Annotated in this window: 17 protein-coding genes; 10 read left to right on the top strand and 7 right to left on the bottom strand. The window is 42.7% G+C overall.

All coding sequences use genetic code 11. From position 1 onward, the window contains the following. Positions 1–43 precede the first annotated feature (43 nt). Positions 44–439, top strand: coding sequence for a hypothetical protein (locus JGUZn3_RS01610; protein ID WP_203414027.1), 396 nt, complete (start codon positions 44–46; stop codon positions 437–439). Between the two features lie 285 nt (positions 440–724). Beyond that, positions 725–1,201, top strand: coding sequence for a DUF3560 domain-containing protein (locus tag JGUZn3_RS01605; protein ID WP_203414026.1), 477 nt, complete (start codon positions 725–727; stop codon positions 1,199–1,201). 189 nt (positions 1,202–1,390) lie between these two features. Here JGUZn3_RS01605 and JGUZn3_RS01600 read toward each other — a convergent pair whose 3' ends face one another. After that, on the bottom strand, positions 1,391–1,591 hold the full coding sequence (locus JGUZn3_RS01600; protein ID WP_203414025.1) for a hypothetical protein: 201 nt from the start codon (positions 1,589–1,591) through the stop codon (positions 1,391–1,393). Between the two features lie 137 nt (positions 1,592–1,728). On the opposite strand from JGUZn3_RS01600, the gene JGUZn3_RS01595 reads away from it, so the two are divergent. Further along, positions 1,729–2,109 (top strand): single-stranded DNA-binding protein, encoded by a 381-nt coding sequence (locus tag JGUZn3_RS01595; protein ID WP_203412703.1) that lies wholly within the window; start codon positions 1,729–1,731, stop codon positions 2,107–2,109. Between the two features lie 55 nt (positions 2,110–2,164). After that, positions 2,165–2,605 (top strand): DUF6876 family protein, encoded by a 441-nt coding sequence (locus tag JGUZn3_RS01590; protein WP_203412704.1) that lies wholly within the window; start codon positions 2,165–2,167, stop codon positions 2,603–2,605. Positions 2,606–2,868: 263 nt separating this feature from the next. Here the strand turns inward: JGUZn3_RS01590 and JGUZn3_RS01585 are convergent, their stop codons facing one another. The 4 genes from JGUZn3_RS01585 to JGUZn3_RS01570 all read right to left on the bottom strand — a co-directional run bounded on the left by JGUZn3_RS01585 (position 2,869) and on the right by JGUZn3_RS01570 (position 6,544). Next, complete coding sequence (locus JGUZn3_RS01585) at positions 2,869–4,785, bottom strand: YadA-like family protein (RefSeq protein WP_203412705.1); 1,917 nt, start codon at positions 4,783–4,785, stop codon at positions 2,869–2,871. A gap of 278 nt (positions 4,786–5,063) precedes the next feature. After that, the gene (locus tag JGUZn3_RS01580; RefSeq protein WP_203412706.1) at positions 5,064–5,417 is read right to left on the bottom strand and encodes a hypothetical protein; all 354 of its coding nucleotides are present in this window, start codon (positions 5,415–5,417) and stop codon (positions 5,064–5,066) included. After that, positions 5,414–6,124 (bottom strand): StbB family protein, encoded by a 711-nt coding sequence (gene stbB, locus JGUZn3_RS01575; protein ID WP_203412707.1) that lies wholly within the window; start codon positions 6,122–6,124, stop codon positions 5,414–5,416. Before stbB ends, JGUZn3_RS01580 begins: the two co-directional genes overlap by 4 nt. 18 nt (positions 6,125–6,142) lie before the next feature. Next, positions 6,143–6,544, bottom strand: a complete 402-nt coding sequence (locus JGUZn3_RS01570; protein ID WP_203412708.1) for a hypothetical protein — start codon at positions 6,542–6,544, stop codon at positions 6,143–6,145. Positions 6,545–6,917: 373 nt separating this feature from the next. On the opposite strand from JGUZn3_RS01570, the gene JGUZn3_RS01565 reads away from it, so the two are divergent. Genes JGUZn3_RS01565 through mobF (JGUZn3_RS01540) form a run of 6 tightly spaced genes read left to right on the top strand, consistent with a single transcriptional unit; the run spans position 6,918 to position 12,398 of the window. After that, complete coding sequence (locus JGUZn3_RS01565; RefSeq protein ID WP_203412709.1) at positions 6,918–7,277, top strand: hypothetical protein; 360 nt, start codon at positions 6,918–6,920, stop codon at positions 7,275–7,277. Then, positions 7,277–8,821: a type IV secretion system DNA-binding domain-containing protein gene (locus tag JGUZn3_RS01560; RefSeq protein WP_203414024.1), complete on the top strand. Its 1,545-nt coding sequence runs from the start codon at positions 7,277–7,279 to the stop codon at positions 8,819–8,821. Before JGUZn3_RS01565 ends, JGUZn3_RS01560 begins: the two co-directional genes overlap by 1 nt. Continuing rightward, positions 8,818–9,087: a DUF5131 family protein gene (locus JGUZn3_RS01555; RefSeq protein ID WP_203414023.1), complete on the top strand. Its 270-nt coding sequence runs from the start codon at positions 8,818–8,820 to the stop codon at positions 9,085–9,087. Before JGUZn3_RS01560 ends, JGUZn3_RS01555 begins: the two co-directional genes overlap by 4 nt. After that, positions 9,080–9,574, top strand: a complete 495-nt coding sequence (locus JGUZn3_RS01550; RefSeq protein ID WP_203414022.1) for a DUF5131 family protein — start codon at positions 9,080–9,082, stop codon at positions 9,572–9,574. The genes JGUZn3_RS01555 and JGUZn3_RS01550 overlap by 8 nt, the downstream gene beginning before the upstream one ends. Beyond that, positions 9,574–9,966, top strand: coding sequence for a MobF family relaxase (gene mobF / locus JGUZn3_RS12550; protein ID WP_203414021.1), 393 nt, complete (start codon positions 9,574–9,576; stop codon positions 9,964–9,966). The genes JGUZn3_RS01550 and mobF (JGUZn3_RS12550) overlap by 1 nt, the downstream gene beginning before the upstream one ends. Next, on the top strand, positions 9,963–12,398 hold the full coding sequence (gene mobF, locus JGUZn3_RS01540) for a MobF family relaxase (RefSeq protein ID WP_338030794.1): 2,436 nt from the start codon (positions 9,963–9,965) through the stop codon (positions 12,396–12,398). The genes mobF (JGUZn3_RS12550) and mobF (JGUZn3_RS01540) overlap by 4 nt, the downstream gene beginning before the upstream one ends. 30 nt (positions 12,399–12,428) lie before the next feature. Here mobF (JGUZn3_RS01540) and JGUZn3_RS01535 read toward each other — a convergent pair whose 3' ends face one another. Together JGUZn3_RS01535 and JGUZn3_RS01530 are read right to left on the bottom strand one after the other, a co-directional pair. Then, positions 12,429–13,514 (bottom strand): glycosyltransferase family 2 protein, encoded by a 1,086-nt coding sequence (locus JGUZn3_RS01535; RefSeq protein ID WP_203414019.1) that lies wholly within the window; start codon positions 13,512–13,514, stop codon positions 12,429–12,431. Further along, positions 13,511–15,733 (bottom strand): autotransporter outer membrane beta-barrel domain-containing protein, encoded by a 2,223-nt coding sequence (locus JGUZn3_RS01530; RefSeq protein ID WP_203414018.1) that lies wholly within the window; start codon positions 15,731–15,733, stop codon positions 13,511–13,513. Before JGUZn3_RS01530 ends, JGUZn3_RS01535 begins: the two co-directional genes overlap by 4 nt. Between the last annotated feature and the right edge of the window lie 62 nt (positions 15,734–15,795).

The raw sequence follows: 15,795 nt of genomic DNA, 5'->3' as shown, positions 1-15,795 counted from the left end.
GCAGAATAGTTGTATTAATATTTTTTTTAAATGGAGTTTCCTTATGGCGCGTCCTTCCAAGAATCCCCCTTTGACAGAATTACTCGAAGGGATGGATCGGGTTGAGCGCAAGATGCGAGAAGCGGAAGAGGAAAAAGAGCAGCTTCGCAAGAAGCTTCTTTTGAGTGAAATTCGTAACTATGCCTTTATCGGTCGGTTATTATGGGATCATGTGAAGGATGACCTGCACCTTACTAACCTTGTCAAAACGGTTATTAAGGAAACTAAGGAGCATCGTGTTTTCAGTGGCTGGAACCCGACAGATAAACCCATGTTTTCTCTTGATGATATCATAGACTTTAGCGTTGCTGACGTGCAGTTTGGTAGCGATGAGACTGAAGAAGACGACGAAGCACCTAAAATAGATCGTAGACGCAAAGAGCATAGGTCTATTAAATAGTAAAACTAATTCCGTAATATTGAAAATATTAAATACCATTATATGGCCAATACTTGCGTATTGGCCGTTTTTATAAGCAAGCAAACAAGCCAGGGGCTGCGCCCCCCTCGCTGTCAATATCCAAGCCTACGGTGGAACAGACAAACCGTGGCTCACTGCGTTGCGCCCGCACCACTTTGTCTGTTCCAGATCGTGACAGCTTCCCCCTGCTCATTGCCGCATGGCTAGTTCCGAAAAGCATGGCGCTTTTCAGAAATACTCATCAAAGAAAGCAAGCCAAAGAACATGAAAACAGGAGAACAACAAATGAACCAGTTTGCCCTAAAGTTAGAAAGTAAAAAAAATTATTATAGGTCATTAGCAGAAAAAGCTACGAAAAAGGCTGAAGAGATAGGCTCTTTAGCGGTTCAAACTGTTACCGATGTGCTACCAGCAGGTCAACCAATTTTAGTAGGCCATCACAGTGAGAAGAAGCATCGTGCGTTGATCGAGGGTGTTAATAAAAAAATGGATCAGGCTGAACAGCTGCTAGATAAGGCCGACTATTACAATCAGAAAGCTGACAGCGTAGGTAAATATGGGGGGATTTCTTCAGATGACCCGCTTGCAATAGAGAAATTAAAAATAGAGTTGTCTAAAGCGCGTTTCTCATCAGATCGAAGCAGAATAAAAAAAGAATTTCCGACTTGGAGGCAAGAAAAACCTTTAAAAATCAAGAAGTGGAATTTGAAACATTCATCTTTAAACAGGACTGGACTATAAACCGCCTCATGTTTATTTTTAAGGGAAAACCAGATGAACAGACTAGAACCCTTTTAAAGAAAAATGCCTTTAAATGGTCCCCCTCTAAAGGGGCGTGGATCAGACAGATTACCGGCAATGCTCAAAGTGCTGCTCGTAGGATTATTAAAGAGCTAAAGGTATTATAGTTTGATCGCTATAAAGGGTCTCTCATCTGGGGCCCTTTTTTAAAAGGGGTAAATTTGTCATACCCTGCCGGAGCAGGCTATGAAATATCATGGCACGGCCAATACTTGCGTATTGGCCATTTTCATAAGTAAACAAGCCAGGGGCTGCGCCCCCCTCGCTGTCAATATCCAAGCCTACGGTGGAACAGACAAACCGTGGCTCACTACGTTGCGCCCGCACCACTTTATCTGTTCCAGATAGTGACAGCTTCCCCCGCTCATCGCCGCATGGCTAGTTCCGAAAAGCATGGCGCTTTTCAGAGATATTAATCAAAGAAAGCAAGCCAAAATAGTAACCAGCTTTTTTAAAGGAACTAAATCATGAGTTTAAATTGTGTTCAGATTATTGGCCGTATGGGTAAGGAGCCTGTTATTCGTCAGGCTTCAAACGGGAAGAGATTTGCAACATTTTCTTTAGCAACCGGCAGTAAATACGAAAAAGACGGGAAAGAACATGACACTACCCAATGGCACGAAGTTGTCGTCTGGAATGAGTTTTTCGTAAACCAGACTGAAGAGAGGGGAAAGAAAGGGGTTCTGGTTTCTCTTGAAGGGGAGCTTTCCTATTCGGATTACACAGATGAGAAGGGTGTTTCTCATAAAACCGTATCAATTGCTGTCAGACGTTTTCCGCACAGTATTTCTTTTCTTCAGGCTACTGGAAAGAAAAGCGAGAACGATAGCTCAGAAAATCCATGGTAAGGCAGAGAGTTTTTGAGAAGATAGCTATTAGATAGCTACTTAATAGCTATCAATAATGGATGAGAAGAAAGCCCGTCATGCGGGGACGGGCTTTCAGCCACTATCAGTTACGGAAGGACTGAAAATGACACTACAGGAATTTATCACACTGGACGCAGAGTTAAAACAGTTTTCCACTATGGGCCCGAGAAGCCGTTATCTGTTTGATATGACTATTTCAGAAGGAGTGAAGTATTTTGCTGATGAAACGGGCTGTTTCTGGCTGCTGGATGAAGTCACTCTCAATCAGCACAGGAATGGCATTTACAGCAAGTCCTATCAGCTCTGGAACCTGACCATAAGCCCACTAGACAGGACAAAAGCCTCATTATGCTGTTTTAACCGCAATAACCAGCTTCTTTTCAGGAAAGTCATAGAGCGGGAACTGTTCCCTTTAGAGACTATGGAACTCATTGTGCTGTCTAACACTATTATGCTGCCCACTGAATATCACTAGCCAAACGGGAAGGGTAGGGGAGGGAGAATGTTCCCTTCTTCCCCAGAAAGGAGAAAAACCATGTTCAAGGTATTTTGGGTTTTACTGTTTTTAAACATAAGGATGATTGTCTTTACACTGAAAATACTATGGATAGTGGCATTCTGTGTGTGCGTGTTTATTTCTGTGTTTATCAAGATCTTTATACGGGAAATAAGGAAAGGCAGGGATGGCGTTTCCCTGCCTTCTGATACAGCGCACTTGTAAGTGTAGTCTGATGGGGGTTAGAACCCTACAGAGAAGCCTGCTCCTACTCCTGCACCGCCGTGGCTGTCAACGGAAGCCGAGGCGCGGATGATGACGTTATCGGCCAGATGGGTTTGCAGGCCGGCAGCTCCGGCGAATTGTCCACGATAAGAGCCAAATCCCATAGCGAATGAAGAGTCATACAGTGGATTGAATGGCAAGCCCGCCATGGCCATGGCACCGGCAATACCAGCATTAAGCCTGCGGGAAGCAGAACGAACCTGTTGGTCTGTATAGGCACGGTCTGCTTGCGAATAGCTATCCATGCGGTTAGAAAGGTCACTGAACCTGTTATCTGTATAGCGGTTCGCAGAAGAGAGGGTTTTTGCATCACCATCGGCCCTCTCTTTTGCTTCATTACCCACAGAAACGTCAGTGTAGGTATTGGCGGTTTTTAAAGTCTGTTCGTCTCCTGCAATTCGTGCGGCGGCCTCTTTGGCTACAGAGACGTTAGTATAGGTATTAGAATTGCTTTCTGCCGTATTGGCATAGTTCTGGGCATTACTATTGGCTTCCTGAAGAGTTTTCTGGTCTCCAGAGATTCTGGCTTCTGCCTCCTTTCCAAGATTGACATCTGTATATTTATTGGCTGTATCAAGTGTTTTTTGATCGCCAATGATCCGGTCGGCTGTCTCTTTACCCAGATTGACATCTGAATAATGCTGGGCATTTTGCTGTGCCTGATCAGCATAACCCTGGGCATTGGTATTGGCAGTATTCAGGGTTTTTGCATCGCCAGTATCACTATACTGGTTAGCGGAAGCGAGAGTGTCCTTGTCACCCTGTTGACGTGCAGTGGCCTCTTTGGCCAGTCCGTCATCTGTATACTGATTGGCGTTCTTTTCTGCCGTGTTAGCATAATTTTGAGCATTGGTGTTTGCTGTGTTCAGGGTCTGCTGGTCTCCAGCTTCACGGGTCGCAGCCTCTTTAGCCAGTCCATCATCTGTATACTGATTGGCGTTTTTTTCTGCTGTGTTAGCATAATTTTGAGCATTGGTGTTTGCTGTGTTCAGGGTTTGCTGGTCTCCAGCTTCACGGGCCGCAGCTTCTTTGGCCAATCCGCTATCTGTATAGTCATTAGCGTTTTTCAGAGTATCAGAAGCACTGGATTTCATTTGTCCAACATTGACGGCATCGTTAGTGTCCACACCGTCTTTTACTGAAGTGATCTGTCTGTTTCCCACATCAACCTGATCAGCACGTGTTGCTGTAGAACCAGAACCGAGAGCTACCCCACCATTAGAGGCACTTGCCCCACCAATGGCTACGCTGTTAGTTCCTGTAGCGGTGTTGTTGGCCCCAAGAGCTGTCGCATTTTCTCCATTGACCTTATTATTATAACCCAGTGTCGAGGCATTATCTCCACTAAGGGTATTGGCATTACCGGCTACGAACGAGTTGTTGGCAGAACTGACTACGTTCCCATTGCCTGCCACACCAGCATTCTCTGATTTATTGTCAATGGTATTGGCTGATCCTGAAACGTTGTTTCCGAAACTCTCCACCGAGTTGGAATAGCCTGCTACAGTGGAGAGGGCAGTGTTGGTGGCACTGTTAAAACTGCCATTAATGGTCACAGTCGAATTGGTAACAGTATTTTTAGTCCCGTTAATTGTAGCAATGCCACCGTCAATCGTATTGCCATTGCCCGTAACATTGGGGGCATAGGCATTGTGCAGGATGTTGTCGTTCCCGTTGATGGTTCCATGGTCACCCACATGGGCTTTGTTTTCTGGTTTATCATACGGTGAATAGTCGGGGCTGGCCTCTGTTCCATCAAAAGTGGTTGTGTTGTTATCCCCTGTTACAGAGATATTGGGTTGGGCCGTCGAGATGGAATTTTCTGCATGAGCACCGCTGCCCAATGCAAGGAAGCCGAGAAAGGCGGCTCCCATGAGAAGGGTATTTTTTTAGTCATTTTATACCTATAAATAAAAAATATTAATAACAAAAATAAATTACTAAATAAAATTTATTATTACAACATATTTTTTATATGAGGATAAAAAAACCGCATCTCCTGTGACGAAAAAGGCGGCAGGTTTATGCGATTAAACTAACTGGATGTAAGAAAGAAAGTCAGTAACCACGGTGGTGATTACAGAGTTGAGGATAAATCTCCATAGAATAACTGTCAATAATTATTTTATATAAAATAGAAAAAATATCAAAGTTATCTAAACAATAAAAATGAAAATATAATTGAAAAAACAATATTCATAAATAGGATAAACCATACGGTGAGTTTGATGTTCAGTAAATCCTTGTTCTGGGCAGAGAATTGCTGATGGATACCAAAAAGAGAGGCGGCGATTTCCCTGTCTATTTTCCTTTTCTCTTCATTGTTATGAATAGTGGTGGCATTCAGATTGCGACTGGCCTGTCGTATGGTCTCGGTAAGGCTCTTTGCACTGGCAACAGCTTCTATGGCTTTATCTGTAACTTCTTCACTCTTGCTGATAATTTCCCTACCCTGATCAAAGAGAAGGAACCAGTCTATTTTCCGGTCAAATGAAGGTTGGTTCATAATCTTTCCTCCAGAACGGAATAGGCGGCATCAAGTTTTCTGTTGAACGCTTTAGCCATACTTTGCCACCGGTAAAGGCGTGCCAGGGATTTTCTCTCTTCTAGGTTGGTAGCCTGTCGAGCGCGTTCTTTAAGGTCTTCTTCTGCAAGAAGCTGTTCAAAAGAAAGTTTTTCACCAGCAAGGAAAGTGAATATGTCACTCCGGTAGAGCATACAGTCTTCATCAAGCCATGCTTTTTTTTCTTTTTTTACGTAAGCATATATTTGAGGGATTTCCTCTAATGGATCCTCTTCAATCATATTGGGGACGATCAGGATTTTTCTGGCAGGTATCCTCATGCGAGATAGAACATCAACAATGTTGATAGTTTCTATAACGGATTTTTGGTTTGGAGTTACGGGCACAATGAAGAGGTCAAAAAGCTCTGATGCATCTTCGTACTCTGTCCATTTGGCAAGGAAGGACTCAATGTTGGAGGCTCCGACATCAACAATGGCGTTGTCTTCGATCATCAGGTTTTCGAAAACCTGTCCGAATTGGTTTCCCTTGAGTTGTTCGGCGGCGTTCACACCAAGATCGCTCGCACCCTGATTGATACTCTCAATAGAGAAATAAGGGGTGTTATCGGGCATGCGAGGTTTTAGTAGATATGTTGCAATGGTGGTTTTTCCAGCATTGCCATTATAGTTCAAGATAGCAATTTTCATGATGGTGTTCCTTGGATTTTAAAATTTCTTGTATTCGCTTAGGTCTCTGTTTCGGACTTGTTGGCCTATTTTCCTGATATCATTTGGGTTAAGAGGCTTTTCCGATGGGGACGGGGACGGGGTCGTTGTCTTGGAAAAGACATCGCTATTTCGTGAGGCGGGGGGAGAAGTTGGTTCCGGCGCATCTCTTTCGAAAACAGGATTTCTCGACTTTCTTGGTTTTAGTCCGTTTTCACGACAAATTTTGTAGTAGGTTTGCCAAAAAGCAGACTGGGTATTCAGATCATATAGATTTTTAAAATGTCCCCAGATGGCCTCCTTTTTTACCTTTTGTGTGTAGAGAGTTCTGATTTCCTCAAAGTGCCGTTCTATAACTCCTATCAGGCTAATTTGATTTTGAAGTGGTTTTTCTCCTGTCATCGCAATAATCACTTTTTCTAAGTGTAGAATAAACAGATTGAATATATTTTGTTTTCAATTGAATACATTTTATAAACATATTATATAAAAAATAATATAGAATATAAAAATAACAAAACTCAATGAATACAGTTTGTATACGTATCATATAAAAAATAAAAATAAAATACGCTATTTTAACAAAGTTATAATTTTTATATTGATTTCAAGCTAAAAAAGTCCCTTAATCTGATGAGGAAGTTACTACACACCATACGCAACGAAAATCGTTGTTTTACAATGGTTTAATTTTGCACCGGTTAAACATATGGTTTTACTTTGTGTTGTAACATCATGCAAATAAAGGACTTTTTTAGAAAAAAGGTTAAACGCAGTGTTAAACAAAAAAATAAATTTAGTAAGTGTTGGATTTAAGTGCAGTCTTTCTCAAAAAGAAGAGCTTATTTCTCGTTCTCAAGGAAATTTATCAGAATATTTAAGAGGGATTATTTTTGAAAAAACATTTTCCAAAAACAGCAGCCTGCTTTCTACTCTGGAAAGAATAGAGGAGAGTATTTCAACTCTGGCAGCCTCACAGGAAGGGGGGAAAGGAGAGGATGGTGGTGAGCAGAACCTGTTTCCTCTTCTTGCAGAAATGCTTCTGTTTATGCGGAAGGCTACCAGCCCAGAAAGGGCAGATGACGTGGCACGGGATATGAGACGCTATGGCATTAAGAGGAAGGAGTTCGTGTAATGGAGAAGGAAGATAAAGGTAAGCTTATCCTTGCCATGCTGGTGTTATTCCCATTGCTCGGCTGGCTGATTGGGGCAAGGGCGATTTATCATATGGACAAAACGAATGCTCTTGCCGTGATTATGGCAACGCCAGATCTGAAAGCGTTGTGGTTGACATCAGGGTTGGGGCTGTTTCTTGCTATTGGGTTGTCTGTTTGTGTTATCCGTATGAAGAAGCCTTTCAGAGGGGCCAGATTTGATCGCTATTTCCGTGGCACACAGGTGGTGAGTGCAAAAACACTGGCCACAAAAACAGGAGAACGGGGAAAAGCGCAGGTGACCATTGCCGATGTGCCGGTGCCGATAGAAGCGGAAACGACCCATTTTTCGATAGGAGGGGCAACAGGCACGGGCAAGTCTACCATATTCAAAGAGATGATGGTTGGCTGTATCAGGCGGGGTGACAGGATGGTCATTCTCGATCCGGATGGAGAGTTTGTTAAAACCTTCTATCGTCCAGAAACAGATCATATCCTCAATCCCTATGACAGTCGAACGGAAGGCTGGTCATTTTTCAATGAAGTGCGGGATGACTACGACTTTAAAAGACTGGCCCATTCTATTGTTCAGCAATCATCCAGTAGTGATGCGGAAGAGTGGAATGGCTATGGCCGTATGCTCTTTGCAGCCGTAGCCCGTAAAGTCAGGGAAGAGAACCTGTCCAGACGCAGTATGCGGGATGTCTATAAATGGACAAACGAAGCAGAGGCAGAGGAGCTCATGGAATTTGTGCAGGGCACCGATGCAGCGGGCATTTTTACTGGTGCAGACAGGGCTTCAGCCAGTGTCCGTTTTGTGCTTTCGGATAAGTTAAGTCCTCACCTGACCATGAAGCAGGGAGAGTTTTCCTTACGGGACTGGCTGGCCAATCCCAGGGGAGGCAATCTCTATATTACATGGAGTGAGAGCATGCGTTCTTCACTCAAACCGCTTATCTCGTGTTGGACAGATATTATTTTCTCATCAGTATTGGCAGAAGAGTCTGATCTTAAACGTCGTATCTGGGTTTTTCTGGATGAACTGGAGAGCCTTTCAAAGCTTTCGACACTTGGGGATGCCCTCACGAAGGGGCGTAAAAAAGGGTTGTGTATTGTTACCGGTTATCAGTCCTATACCCAGATAGAAGAGGTCTATGGAGAAAAGGCTGCCGAAACCATGTTGGCCAACCACAGGACATCAGTTGTGCTGGCAGGTGGCCGTATGGGGCAGAAGACGGTTGAGAAGATGGCGCACTCCATTGGCCAGCATGAGATTATGCGCAAGAAGAAGGGCAAAAGTGCCAGAGCGGGTTTTGGTTCTGGGGTCAGTGCCAGTGAGAACGAGGATATAAGAACGGAGCTGGTTGTGCTTCCTTCTGAAATCATGGCTTTACCTAACCTGCACGGCTATCTGGCCTTTCCGGGGAGTTTTCCTGTTGGAAAGTTTAAACTCACCCCAGTAACCTACATCAGAATGCAGCCAGTCCCCGGTATCCTCAAGAAAAAAGAGGAGGAAGTGGTATGAGTAAGTCAAAGATTGAATGGACAGGTTCAACATGGAACCCTGTTGTTGGCTGTTCATTAGCCAGTCGAGGCTGCACCAATTGCTATGCCATGAAAATGGCATCCCGTCTGGAAGCCATGGGTGTTGGCAAGTATCAGAATCTTGTCCACAAAACGGGTAAAAATATAGTCTGGAATGGAGTAGTGCGAGAAGACTGGGAAGCAGCAAATACTCGTTTTCCCAAGAAAGGCAACCATCGGGTTTTTTTTTGTCAACTCCATGGGTGACCTATTCCATGAAGAGGTTTCAGAACGTTTCATTGCCCATATCTGGCAGACCATGGCAAATTATCCTCATATCGTCTTTCAGATTTTAACGAAACGGGCAGAACGTCTATCAGCATTAAGTCATAACCTCCCTTTGTTATCTAATGTCTGGCTTGGGGTCAGTGTTGAAGACCAGAAGAGTTTGTACAGGATTGCGCATTTAAGGCGAGCTTCTGCTGCTCTACGGTTTTTAAGCATTGAACCCTTGCTGGAGGATTTGGGAGAGGTTGATCTGTCCGATATGGACTGGGTGATTGTTGGTGGGGAAAGTGGATATAAAGCCCGCCCTCTTCATGCGGATTGGGTTAGGGCGTTACGTAACCAGTGTCAGGAAAAGGAAGTAGCGTTCTTTTTCAAGCAGTGGGGCGGTGTCAATAAGAAGCAATCAGGCCACCTTCTGGATGGCAGGGTTTGGGAAGATTATCCAAAACGCAGGGAGCCTGTCTGATGGTCGCCAATGTGACGGTTTTAACCCGGAGTGGTGATGGCGACCAGAAGCTGGCCCATTACTATGCCAATGGGGTGGATGATTACTACGCATCAGAAGGGCTTGCCATGGAATGGCAGGGCAGAGGCGCTGAAGCTCTTGGTCTTTCAGGAGAGGTGGACAGCAGGCGTTTTCGGGAACTACTGAACGGTCGGGTTGATAAAGATAACCTCATAGAGCGCAAGAGAACAGAGAAGGAACGGCTGGGGGTGGATGTGACCTTCTCTGCTCCCAAGGGTGTGACCTTGCAGGCTCTGGTGTATGGTGACAGGGACATTATCGCAGCTCATGACAGGGCCGTTCAGGTGGCGATGGAAGAAGCTGAAACACTGGCTCAGGCCAGAAGACCATAGCCCGTAAGACTGGAATAGAAGATACGGGGAACCTGACCATTGCCAAATTCCGCCATGAAACAAGCCGGGCCCAGGAACCACAGCTTCATACTCACGCTGTTATTGTGAACATGACCCAGAGGCAGGATGGGCAATGGCGGGCACTGCATAATGAGGCGATTGTCAAATCCCAAGCCTATCTGGGCAATGTCTACAAGTCGGTTCTGGCTCGTGAATTGGAGAAGATGGGGTATAGCCTGCGTTATGATGGCAAGACGGGCACTTTTGATATGGCCCATTTTAGCCGCGAACAGATCGAAGCCTTTTCCAGCCGTAGTGAGCAGATTGTAAACCACCTCAGGGAGCAGGGGCTGGACCGGGAGACAGCCAGTAGTGCAGAGAAAGACAGGGCTGCTCTTATGACGCGTGAGCGCAAGGAAAAGATCGATCGTGATGTTTTGTTCGATAAATGGCAAATCGCAGCAAAGGAAGCAGGGCTTGACCAGAGTTTTGTCAAAGGCAAACAGGCAGGAGAGGGTTCCATTTTACAGGCCTTTAAACTAGAGACCATGAAGAGCCATCATGCGGATGAAGCGGTTAAACATGCTGTAGAGAGTTTAACAGAGCGTCAGGCCATTATCCGTAAGGGGCAGGTAATTGATGCTGCCCTAAGGTTCAGCTTTGGCAAGCTGACCGTAGGCGATATCACCGAGGCCTATAAGCGCGCTTCTGGCAGTGGGGGCTATATTGTCACGGGTGCTTATCGGTATAAGGCGATCAATACAGAAGATGCGGTGCAGAAGACAAGGCAGGACTGGCTGGTTTTTCTCAAGGATCATGGCAAGGGAGAGGAAGAAGCCAGGAAATTATTCGAGAATGGTATAAAAGAAGGCAGGCTTCGTCTGGCTGATGTGCAGATTACCACAAGGCAGGCTGTTGCATGGGAGAAGGACATTCTCACCCGTGAGAAATCATCACGTGGGGCGGTAAAAACAGGGATTACTACGCAGGCAATAGACAAATTTCTGCAAACAAAAACCCTGTCTGATGAACAGGCCCATGCAGTAAAGGCCATTGCTCAACAGGAAAACCGTTTTATTGGGGTTCATGGTTATGCAGGTGTGGGGAAGTCCTATATGACCGTATCGGCCAAGGAGCTGTTAGAAAGTCAGGGCTACCATGTGACCAGCCTTGCGCCCTATGGTTCCCAGAAGAAGGCCTTGGAGGCAGAAGGGATTAAGGCCCGCACTGTGGCAAGTTTTCTGGCAGCCAAGGACAGGCGCATTGGTGAAAAGTCCGTTGTCTTTATCGATGAGGCAGGGGTTATCCCCGCGCGTCAGATGCAGCAGGTGATGGAAGTCATCGAAGCCCATGGGGCAAAGGCCGTGTTTTTAGGAGATACTGCCCAGACCAAAGCGGTTGAAGCGGGCAGGCCTTTTGATCAGCTGATTGCGGCAGGGATGCAGACCACCTATGTGTCCAAAATCCAGAGGCAGAAGGATGAAGTCCTTTTGCAGGCGGTGCAATATTCCGCAGAAGGCAAGACGAAAGAAAGCCTTGCGACTATAGAAAAGGATATTCACGAGATCAAAAATAACAGTGAACGCTATAGCCGGATTGTTAAGGACTATGCTGCCCTTTCCAAGGAGGAAAGAGATCAGACCCTGATTGTGACCGGCACCAATGAGAGCCGCCATGCTATTAACGGTCAGGTCAGGGAAGAGCTGGGGCTGGCTGGTAAAGGGGAAAAGCTGGTGACCCTCAACAGGCTGGATACCACACAGGCCGAACGGCGGTGGAGCCAGTTCTATAGTGTTGGTTCTATCATTCAGCAGGAGGTGGGTGACTCCAGAACGGGCCTAAGAAAAGGAGAGGCCTATGAGGTCGTTAATAATGGGGATGGTAAAAACCAGTTGAGGGTTAAACATATCCATACAGGTGAAGAGGTGACCTTCTCACCAGCACGAGCAAGGCAGCTTTCTGTTTATGAGAAAAGGGAAGTAGAGCTTTCGGTTGGCGACAGGGTCAGGATCACCCGCAACGAGCATGAGCAGAACATGGCCAATGGCGACATCTTCCGTGTGACTTCACTAGGAAAGGGCAGGATTGAACTCGAAGAGGTTGGCAATATCAGAAAGAGGGTCGTCCTTGCCAGCACACAGCCACTCTTTGTTTCTCATGCCTATGCCACCACCATTCATAGCAGTCAGGGGCTGACCTCGGAGCGTGTGCTGGTTAATATCGAGACCCAGTCCCGCACAACAACCAAAGAGGTCTATTATGTGGGTATTTCACGGGCAAGGCACAAAGCCAGCATCTACACCAACGACCGCCAGAAACTCCCCGAAGCCATCGCCCGTTCCACCTATAAAACCGCAGCCATGGAGTTGAAGAAAGAAGACCGAGGTAAGGAAAAGCCGCAAAGGAGAGTAGAGAGAAAAAGAGAACTTTAAAAAGAAAAACTATAAATCTTATAAGTTTCTTTACTGGATAATAAGATAAGGTGAGGAAGCAAAAGCGTTACTAATTCGTCCTTCATGGTAACCTAAATTGGAGAAGTGTACTAGTGGCCATATGGTGTAATATGTGTCATTATTTATATCAGGGTATTTTTTTTTGTAAAAAAGCTCATCGTATCCTTCTAATATTAATCTCTTGTCTTTAAAGAAACAGACTAAGAAGTTTGATAAAGGTTTAGGCATTTTTACTTTCTTTATGTTTGTATAGCAGGAGAGCTTGTTTTCATTATGGCCAAATATTTTCTCTATATTACATCCAAGTTGATGCATTTTTACAATAAAATCACGCAGGTATAACATTCCTGTATTTCTGTATTGGTTTTTATAGTCTTCTTCCGAATGAAAAAAATCTGAGATCAAGTGCGAGCCAATTCCTGTATAGTTTTTTAGGTTTTCTAAGTCACTTATATTAACAAAAGGAGCAAGTTTTTCAGAAGAAAATTTTTTTAGATCAGAAAAATTTGGTCGATTATGTAGGTGTATATACATAAAATTAGTAAATATGAGTTTCCTATCATAGATGGTTTGGGGCTCATGATAGCCGTTATCTAAATTAACAATTGTATTTGGCCTGAAAAAAGATTTTCTAATAATTTGTGGTTTAAAAAAACCAGTATGGGTAGGATCGTTTAGAAGAATACGGTGTAATAAAAACGTTCCATCATAATTGAGTAGATATTGAAATTGGTTAATAATATCCTCCTTTTCAAGGAGGATATTATTTCCAAAGAATGCAAGAAATTCGTCACAGTCTAAAGGAATGGCAAAATCATAATGATCATTATTTTTATCCCATTCCTGAATGATGTTTTTAACAATCTTTCCTTTATCGATAAAATCTTGTTTTGTTGTGAAGGTTCGTAGAATGCAGCAACCTTTTTTTTCATAGTAGTCTAGTAAGGTATGAATTTCTGGACATGTTGATCCGTTGTCAATAATAGTTAGATTTTCAAACCCAAATAAGGAGCTATGGTAAAGTATCCAAGGCTCGAGTAAGGTCAGTTCATTCTTTTCCATCATAATACATCGGATAGTAAGCATAGAAATCATGAGTCCATTAGTAAAAAAACATTATTTTGGTTAATAATATTAATATTTGATCTATCTTTAAGCGTAAGGATACTGGTCGCTGTCTTGATAAGTGTATCATTATTGACGTGGCTAATTTGTAGTTGGCTTTGAGTAGAAATACCAGTTAGTTGTAGGGTAGAGTTGCCAGATGAAAAATTTGAAAGAGTAGTATTGTTTGATAGGCTCATATTTATTAAGATAGAGTTAGAGTTATTTCCTAAAAAAGCAGTTAAATTCCCATTGGAAACATTAATATTTGTTATTTCTGCGCCACCCCAATAAGTACTAGTTCCACCTTGTAAGTTAATATTTTGTGTTCCATTTTTTACTGTTGTTTCTTGTGAGGCAACAATAAGAAAGTTTTTGTTTCCAGTCCATATTTCTTGTTGAGTGGTACCGCCATAGACTGTATTAACAATGTCTTCAGAACTGTTGCCTCCAATAATAATTTGTGATCCGGCTGAAGAAGTTCCAAAGAAAGTCGTGTTACCATTATTGAGAAACGTTGTTTCTTTACCAGCTCCAGCAACGACATCTAGATTACCGCTAGTTGAGTTGGAAATAATAGTTACGGTATCATTAGTATTTGTTATTTTTGTTTTACCAGAGTGATAATATATGTTTGTTATTTTATCAGAAGAAGTGGCTGTATAAATTTCTTCTGTACCACCGGTAATGTTTACATTTGTTATTCTGATATCGGTAGTGGGAATTAGATTAATTCTTCCTGTGCCATTATTTATATCTATATTAGGATTTGATATATTGTAATTGTAGTTGTTGCCGTTATTTATAGTGAGTTTAAAAAATCCTGTCGCAGAAAAAGCTACTGTGTTGTTTAGAGTGATATTGCCAGAGGCAATAGTTCCAGAAATACTACTAGAGGAGTTATTCGTTGTAAGGTTTAAACCATCAAAATTACCTTGTGTGATGATAGGTGCGTTTCCTTGTATAGATACATTTAAAGGAGATTTACTGTATTGAGACTTTACATTAAGTATCTTTCCGTAAGCATTGATGTTTATTGTTGTTGCAAAAGTATCTTTATTACCACCAATGAAAACTGTATCATTTCCGTAGCTGTTAATTGTTTGCAGATGTGTTGCTCCTGAAAGAAGAGTAACGAGACTCTCAACTTTAATTGTATTAGTACTATTTTTAATGGTATTTAACTCATCATAATTATCTATGTATGTGTATTTTCCATCGTCTATATCTTCAATTTTTGAAGGATGAGTAGTGTCGAATAATGATTGAGAGTCATATAGGAAAGTTGGGTTTTTTATATCTACCGATAAAACGGATTCACCATTGAAGTTTGTCTCTATTCCACCATAGTAATTTCCTAAGCTCCAATTTTTTAAATTGGAATAGTCTTCCTTGTGGGAAGGATCAACTTTTATAAATTGTTGAACAGCTTGTAAAAGTGCGGCATTGAGATTTATCTTAATATTATGTAGCTGTTCATCAGAGTTTGATAATTGAAGATTGACTACAGATGCATCTGAGTAAATTTTATTTGTCTTATCTATAGTAATAGACGAGTTGTTGAATAGTTTTCCTTCAAACGGCAGAGAGGTTATTTCAGTATAACCAAAATCTTCTCCTCTACTGTCAAAAGTTGGGATTTGTAGAAAAAACCCAAAAGATGTCAAATTGGGATTGTAATTAGGATTTTTAGCAAAGTTAAAATGTAAGCTAAAACTGTTAAACACTACATAACCGCCTCCGAAATTATTACCTTGGGAAGTAATTCTCTCTTGCATGTTTAATTCAATAGGATGGTCAAAAGTATAAATTTTTCCTTTAATTCTATCAGCATCAAACGTTTGTAGGAAAATGTCGTGTAAATAGCCTCCCCCTGCACTAAGCTGATAAGTGTAATCTCCTTTTTGACCATAAACTGAAAGTCTACTGATAATAGGGTTCATATTACTTTGAGGAACATTTGTTGCCCATGTGTATCTGGGAATACCCAGCACAGGAGAGGTGTAATTGATGTCATTGATAGTTGGTGTTGCTGGATTAAAGATACTCGCGGCAGGAACATGCCAGGCAGTTAGATTCCAGTCTGTATCTAGTGTGCCGTCAACATCTGGAAGAACCTTGTTAAATTCTTCGGAACCGTTAACTATATTGCCAGTATTGAACTGAATTTTAGGGCCTGTTTTACTAATATCCGTAAAAATTTGTTCCATATATTTACGTCCTATAAAATAACATTATTGTTGTTCAGAAGTGATAATATTAATGTAACAAT

Origin of the sequence: Entomobacter blattae (assembly GCF_014672835.1) — a bacterium.
Classification (GTDB): Bacteria; Pseudomonadota; Alphaproteobacteria; order Acetobacterales; family Acetobacteraceae; genus Entomobacter; species Entomobacter blattae.
The sequence above is the reverse complement of the archived record's forward strand: the minus strand, read 5'-3'. Positions and strand labels throughout refer to the sequence as shown.

What these genes read in the sequence shown, in the direction of transcription:
- JGUZn3_RS01610 (WP_203414027.1), top strand. Translation starts at nt 44, where the DNA reads ATGGCGCGTCCTTCCAAGAATCCCCCTTTGACAGAATTACTCGAAGGG.
- JGUZn3_RS01605 (WP_203414026.1), top strand. Translation starts at nt 725, where the DNA reads ATGAAAACAGGAGAACAACAAATGAACCAGTTTGCCCTAAAGTTAGAA.
- JGUZn3_RS01595 (WP_203412703.1), top strand. Translation starts at nt 1,729, where the DNA reads ATGAGTTTAAATTGTGTTCAGATTATTGGCCGTATGGGTAAGGAGCCT.
- JGUZn3_RS01590 (WP_203412704.1), top strand. Translation starts at nt 2,165, where the DNA reads ATGGATGAGAAGAAAGCCCGTCATGCGGGGACGGGCTTTCAGCCACTA.
- JGUZn3_RS01585 (WP_203412705.1), bottom strand. Translation starts at nt 4,785, where the DNA reads ATGGGAGCCGCCTTTCTCGGCTTCCTTGCATTGGGCAGCGGTGCTCAT.
- JGUZn3_RS01580 (WP_203412706.1), bottom strand. Translation starts at nt 5,417, where the DNA reads ATGAACCAACCTTCATTTGACCGGAAAATAGACTGGTTCCTTCTCTTT.
- stbB (WP_203412707.1), bottom strand. Translation starts at nt 6,124, where the DNA reads ATGAAAATTGCTATCTTGAACTATAATGGCAATGCTGGAAAAACCACC.
- JGUZn3_RS01570 (WP_203412708.1), bottom strand. Translation starts at nt 6,544, where the DNA reads ATGACAGGAGAAAAACCACTTCAAAATCAAATTAGCCTGATAGGAGTT.
- JGUZn3_RS01560 (WP_203414024.1), top strand. Translation starts at nt 7,277, where the DNA reads ATGGAGAAGGAAGATAAAGGTAAGCTTATCCTTGCCATGCTGGTGTTA.
- JGUZn3_RS01555 (WP_203414023.1), top strand. Translation starts at nt 8,818, where the DNA reads ATGAGTAAGTCAAAGATTGAATGGACAGGTTCAACATGGAACCCTGTT.
- JGUZn3_RS01550 (WP_203414022.1), top strand. Translation starts at nt 9,080, where the DNA reads ATGGGTGACCTATTCCATGAAGAGGTTTCAGAACGTTTCATTGCCCAT.
- mobF (WP_203414021.1), top strand. Translation starts at nt 9,574, where the DNA reads ATGGTCGCCAATGTGACGGTTTTAACCCGGAGTGGTGATGGCGACCAG.
- JGUZn3_RS01535 (WP_203414019.1), bottom strand. Translation starts at nt 13,514, where the DNA reads ATGATTTCTATGCTTACTATCCGATGTATTATGATGGAAAAGAATGAA.
- JGUZn3_RS01530 (WP_203414018.1), bottom strand. Translation starts at nt 15,733, where the DNA reads ATGGAACAAATTTTTACGGATATTAGTAAAACAGGCCCTAAAATTCAG.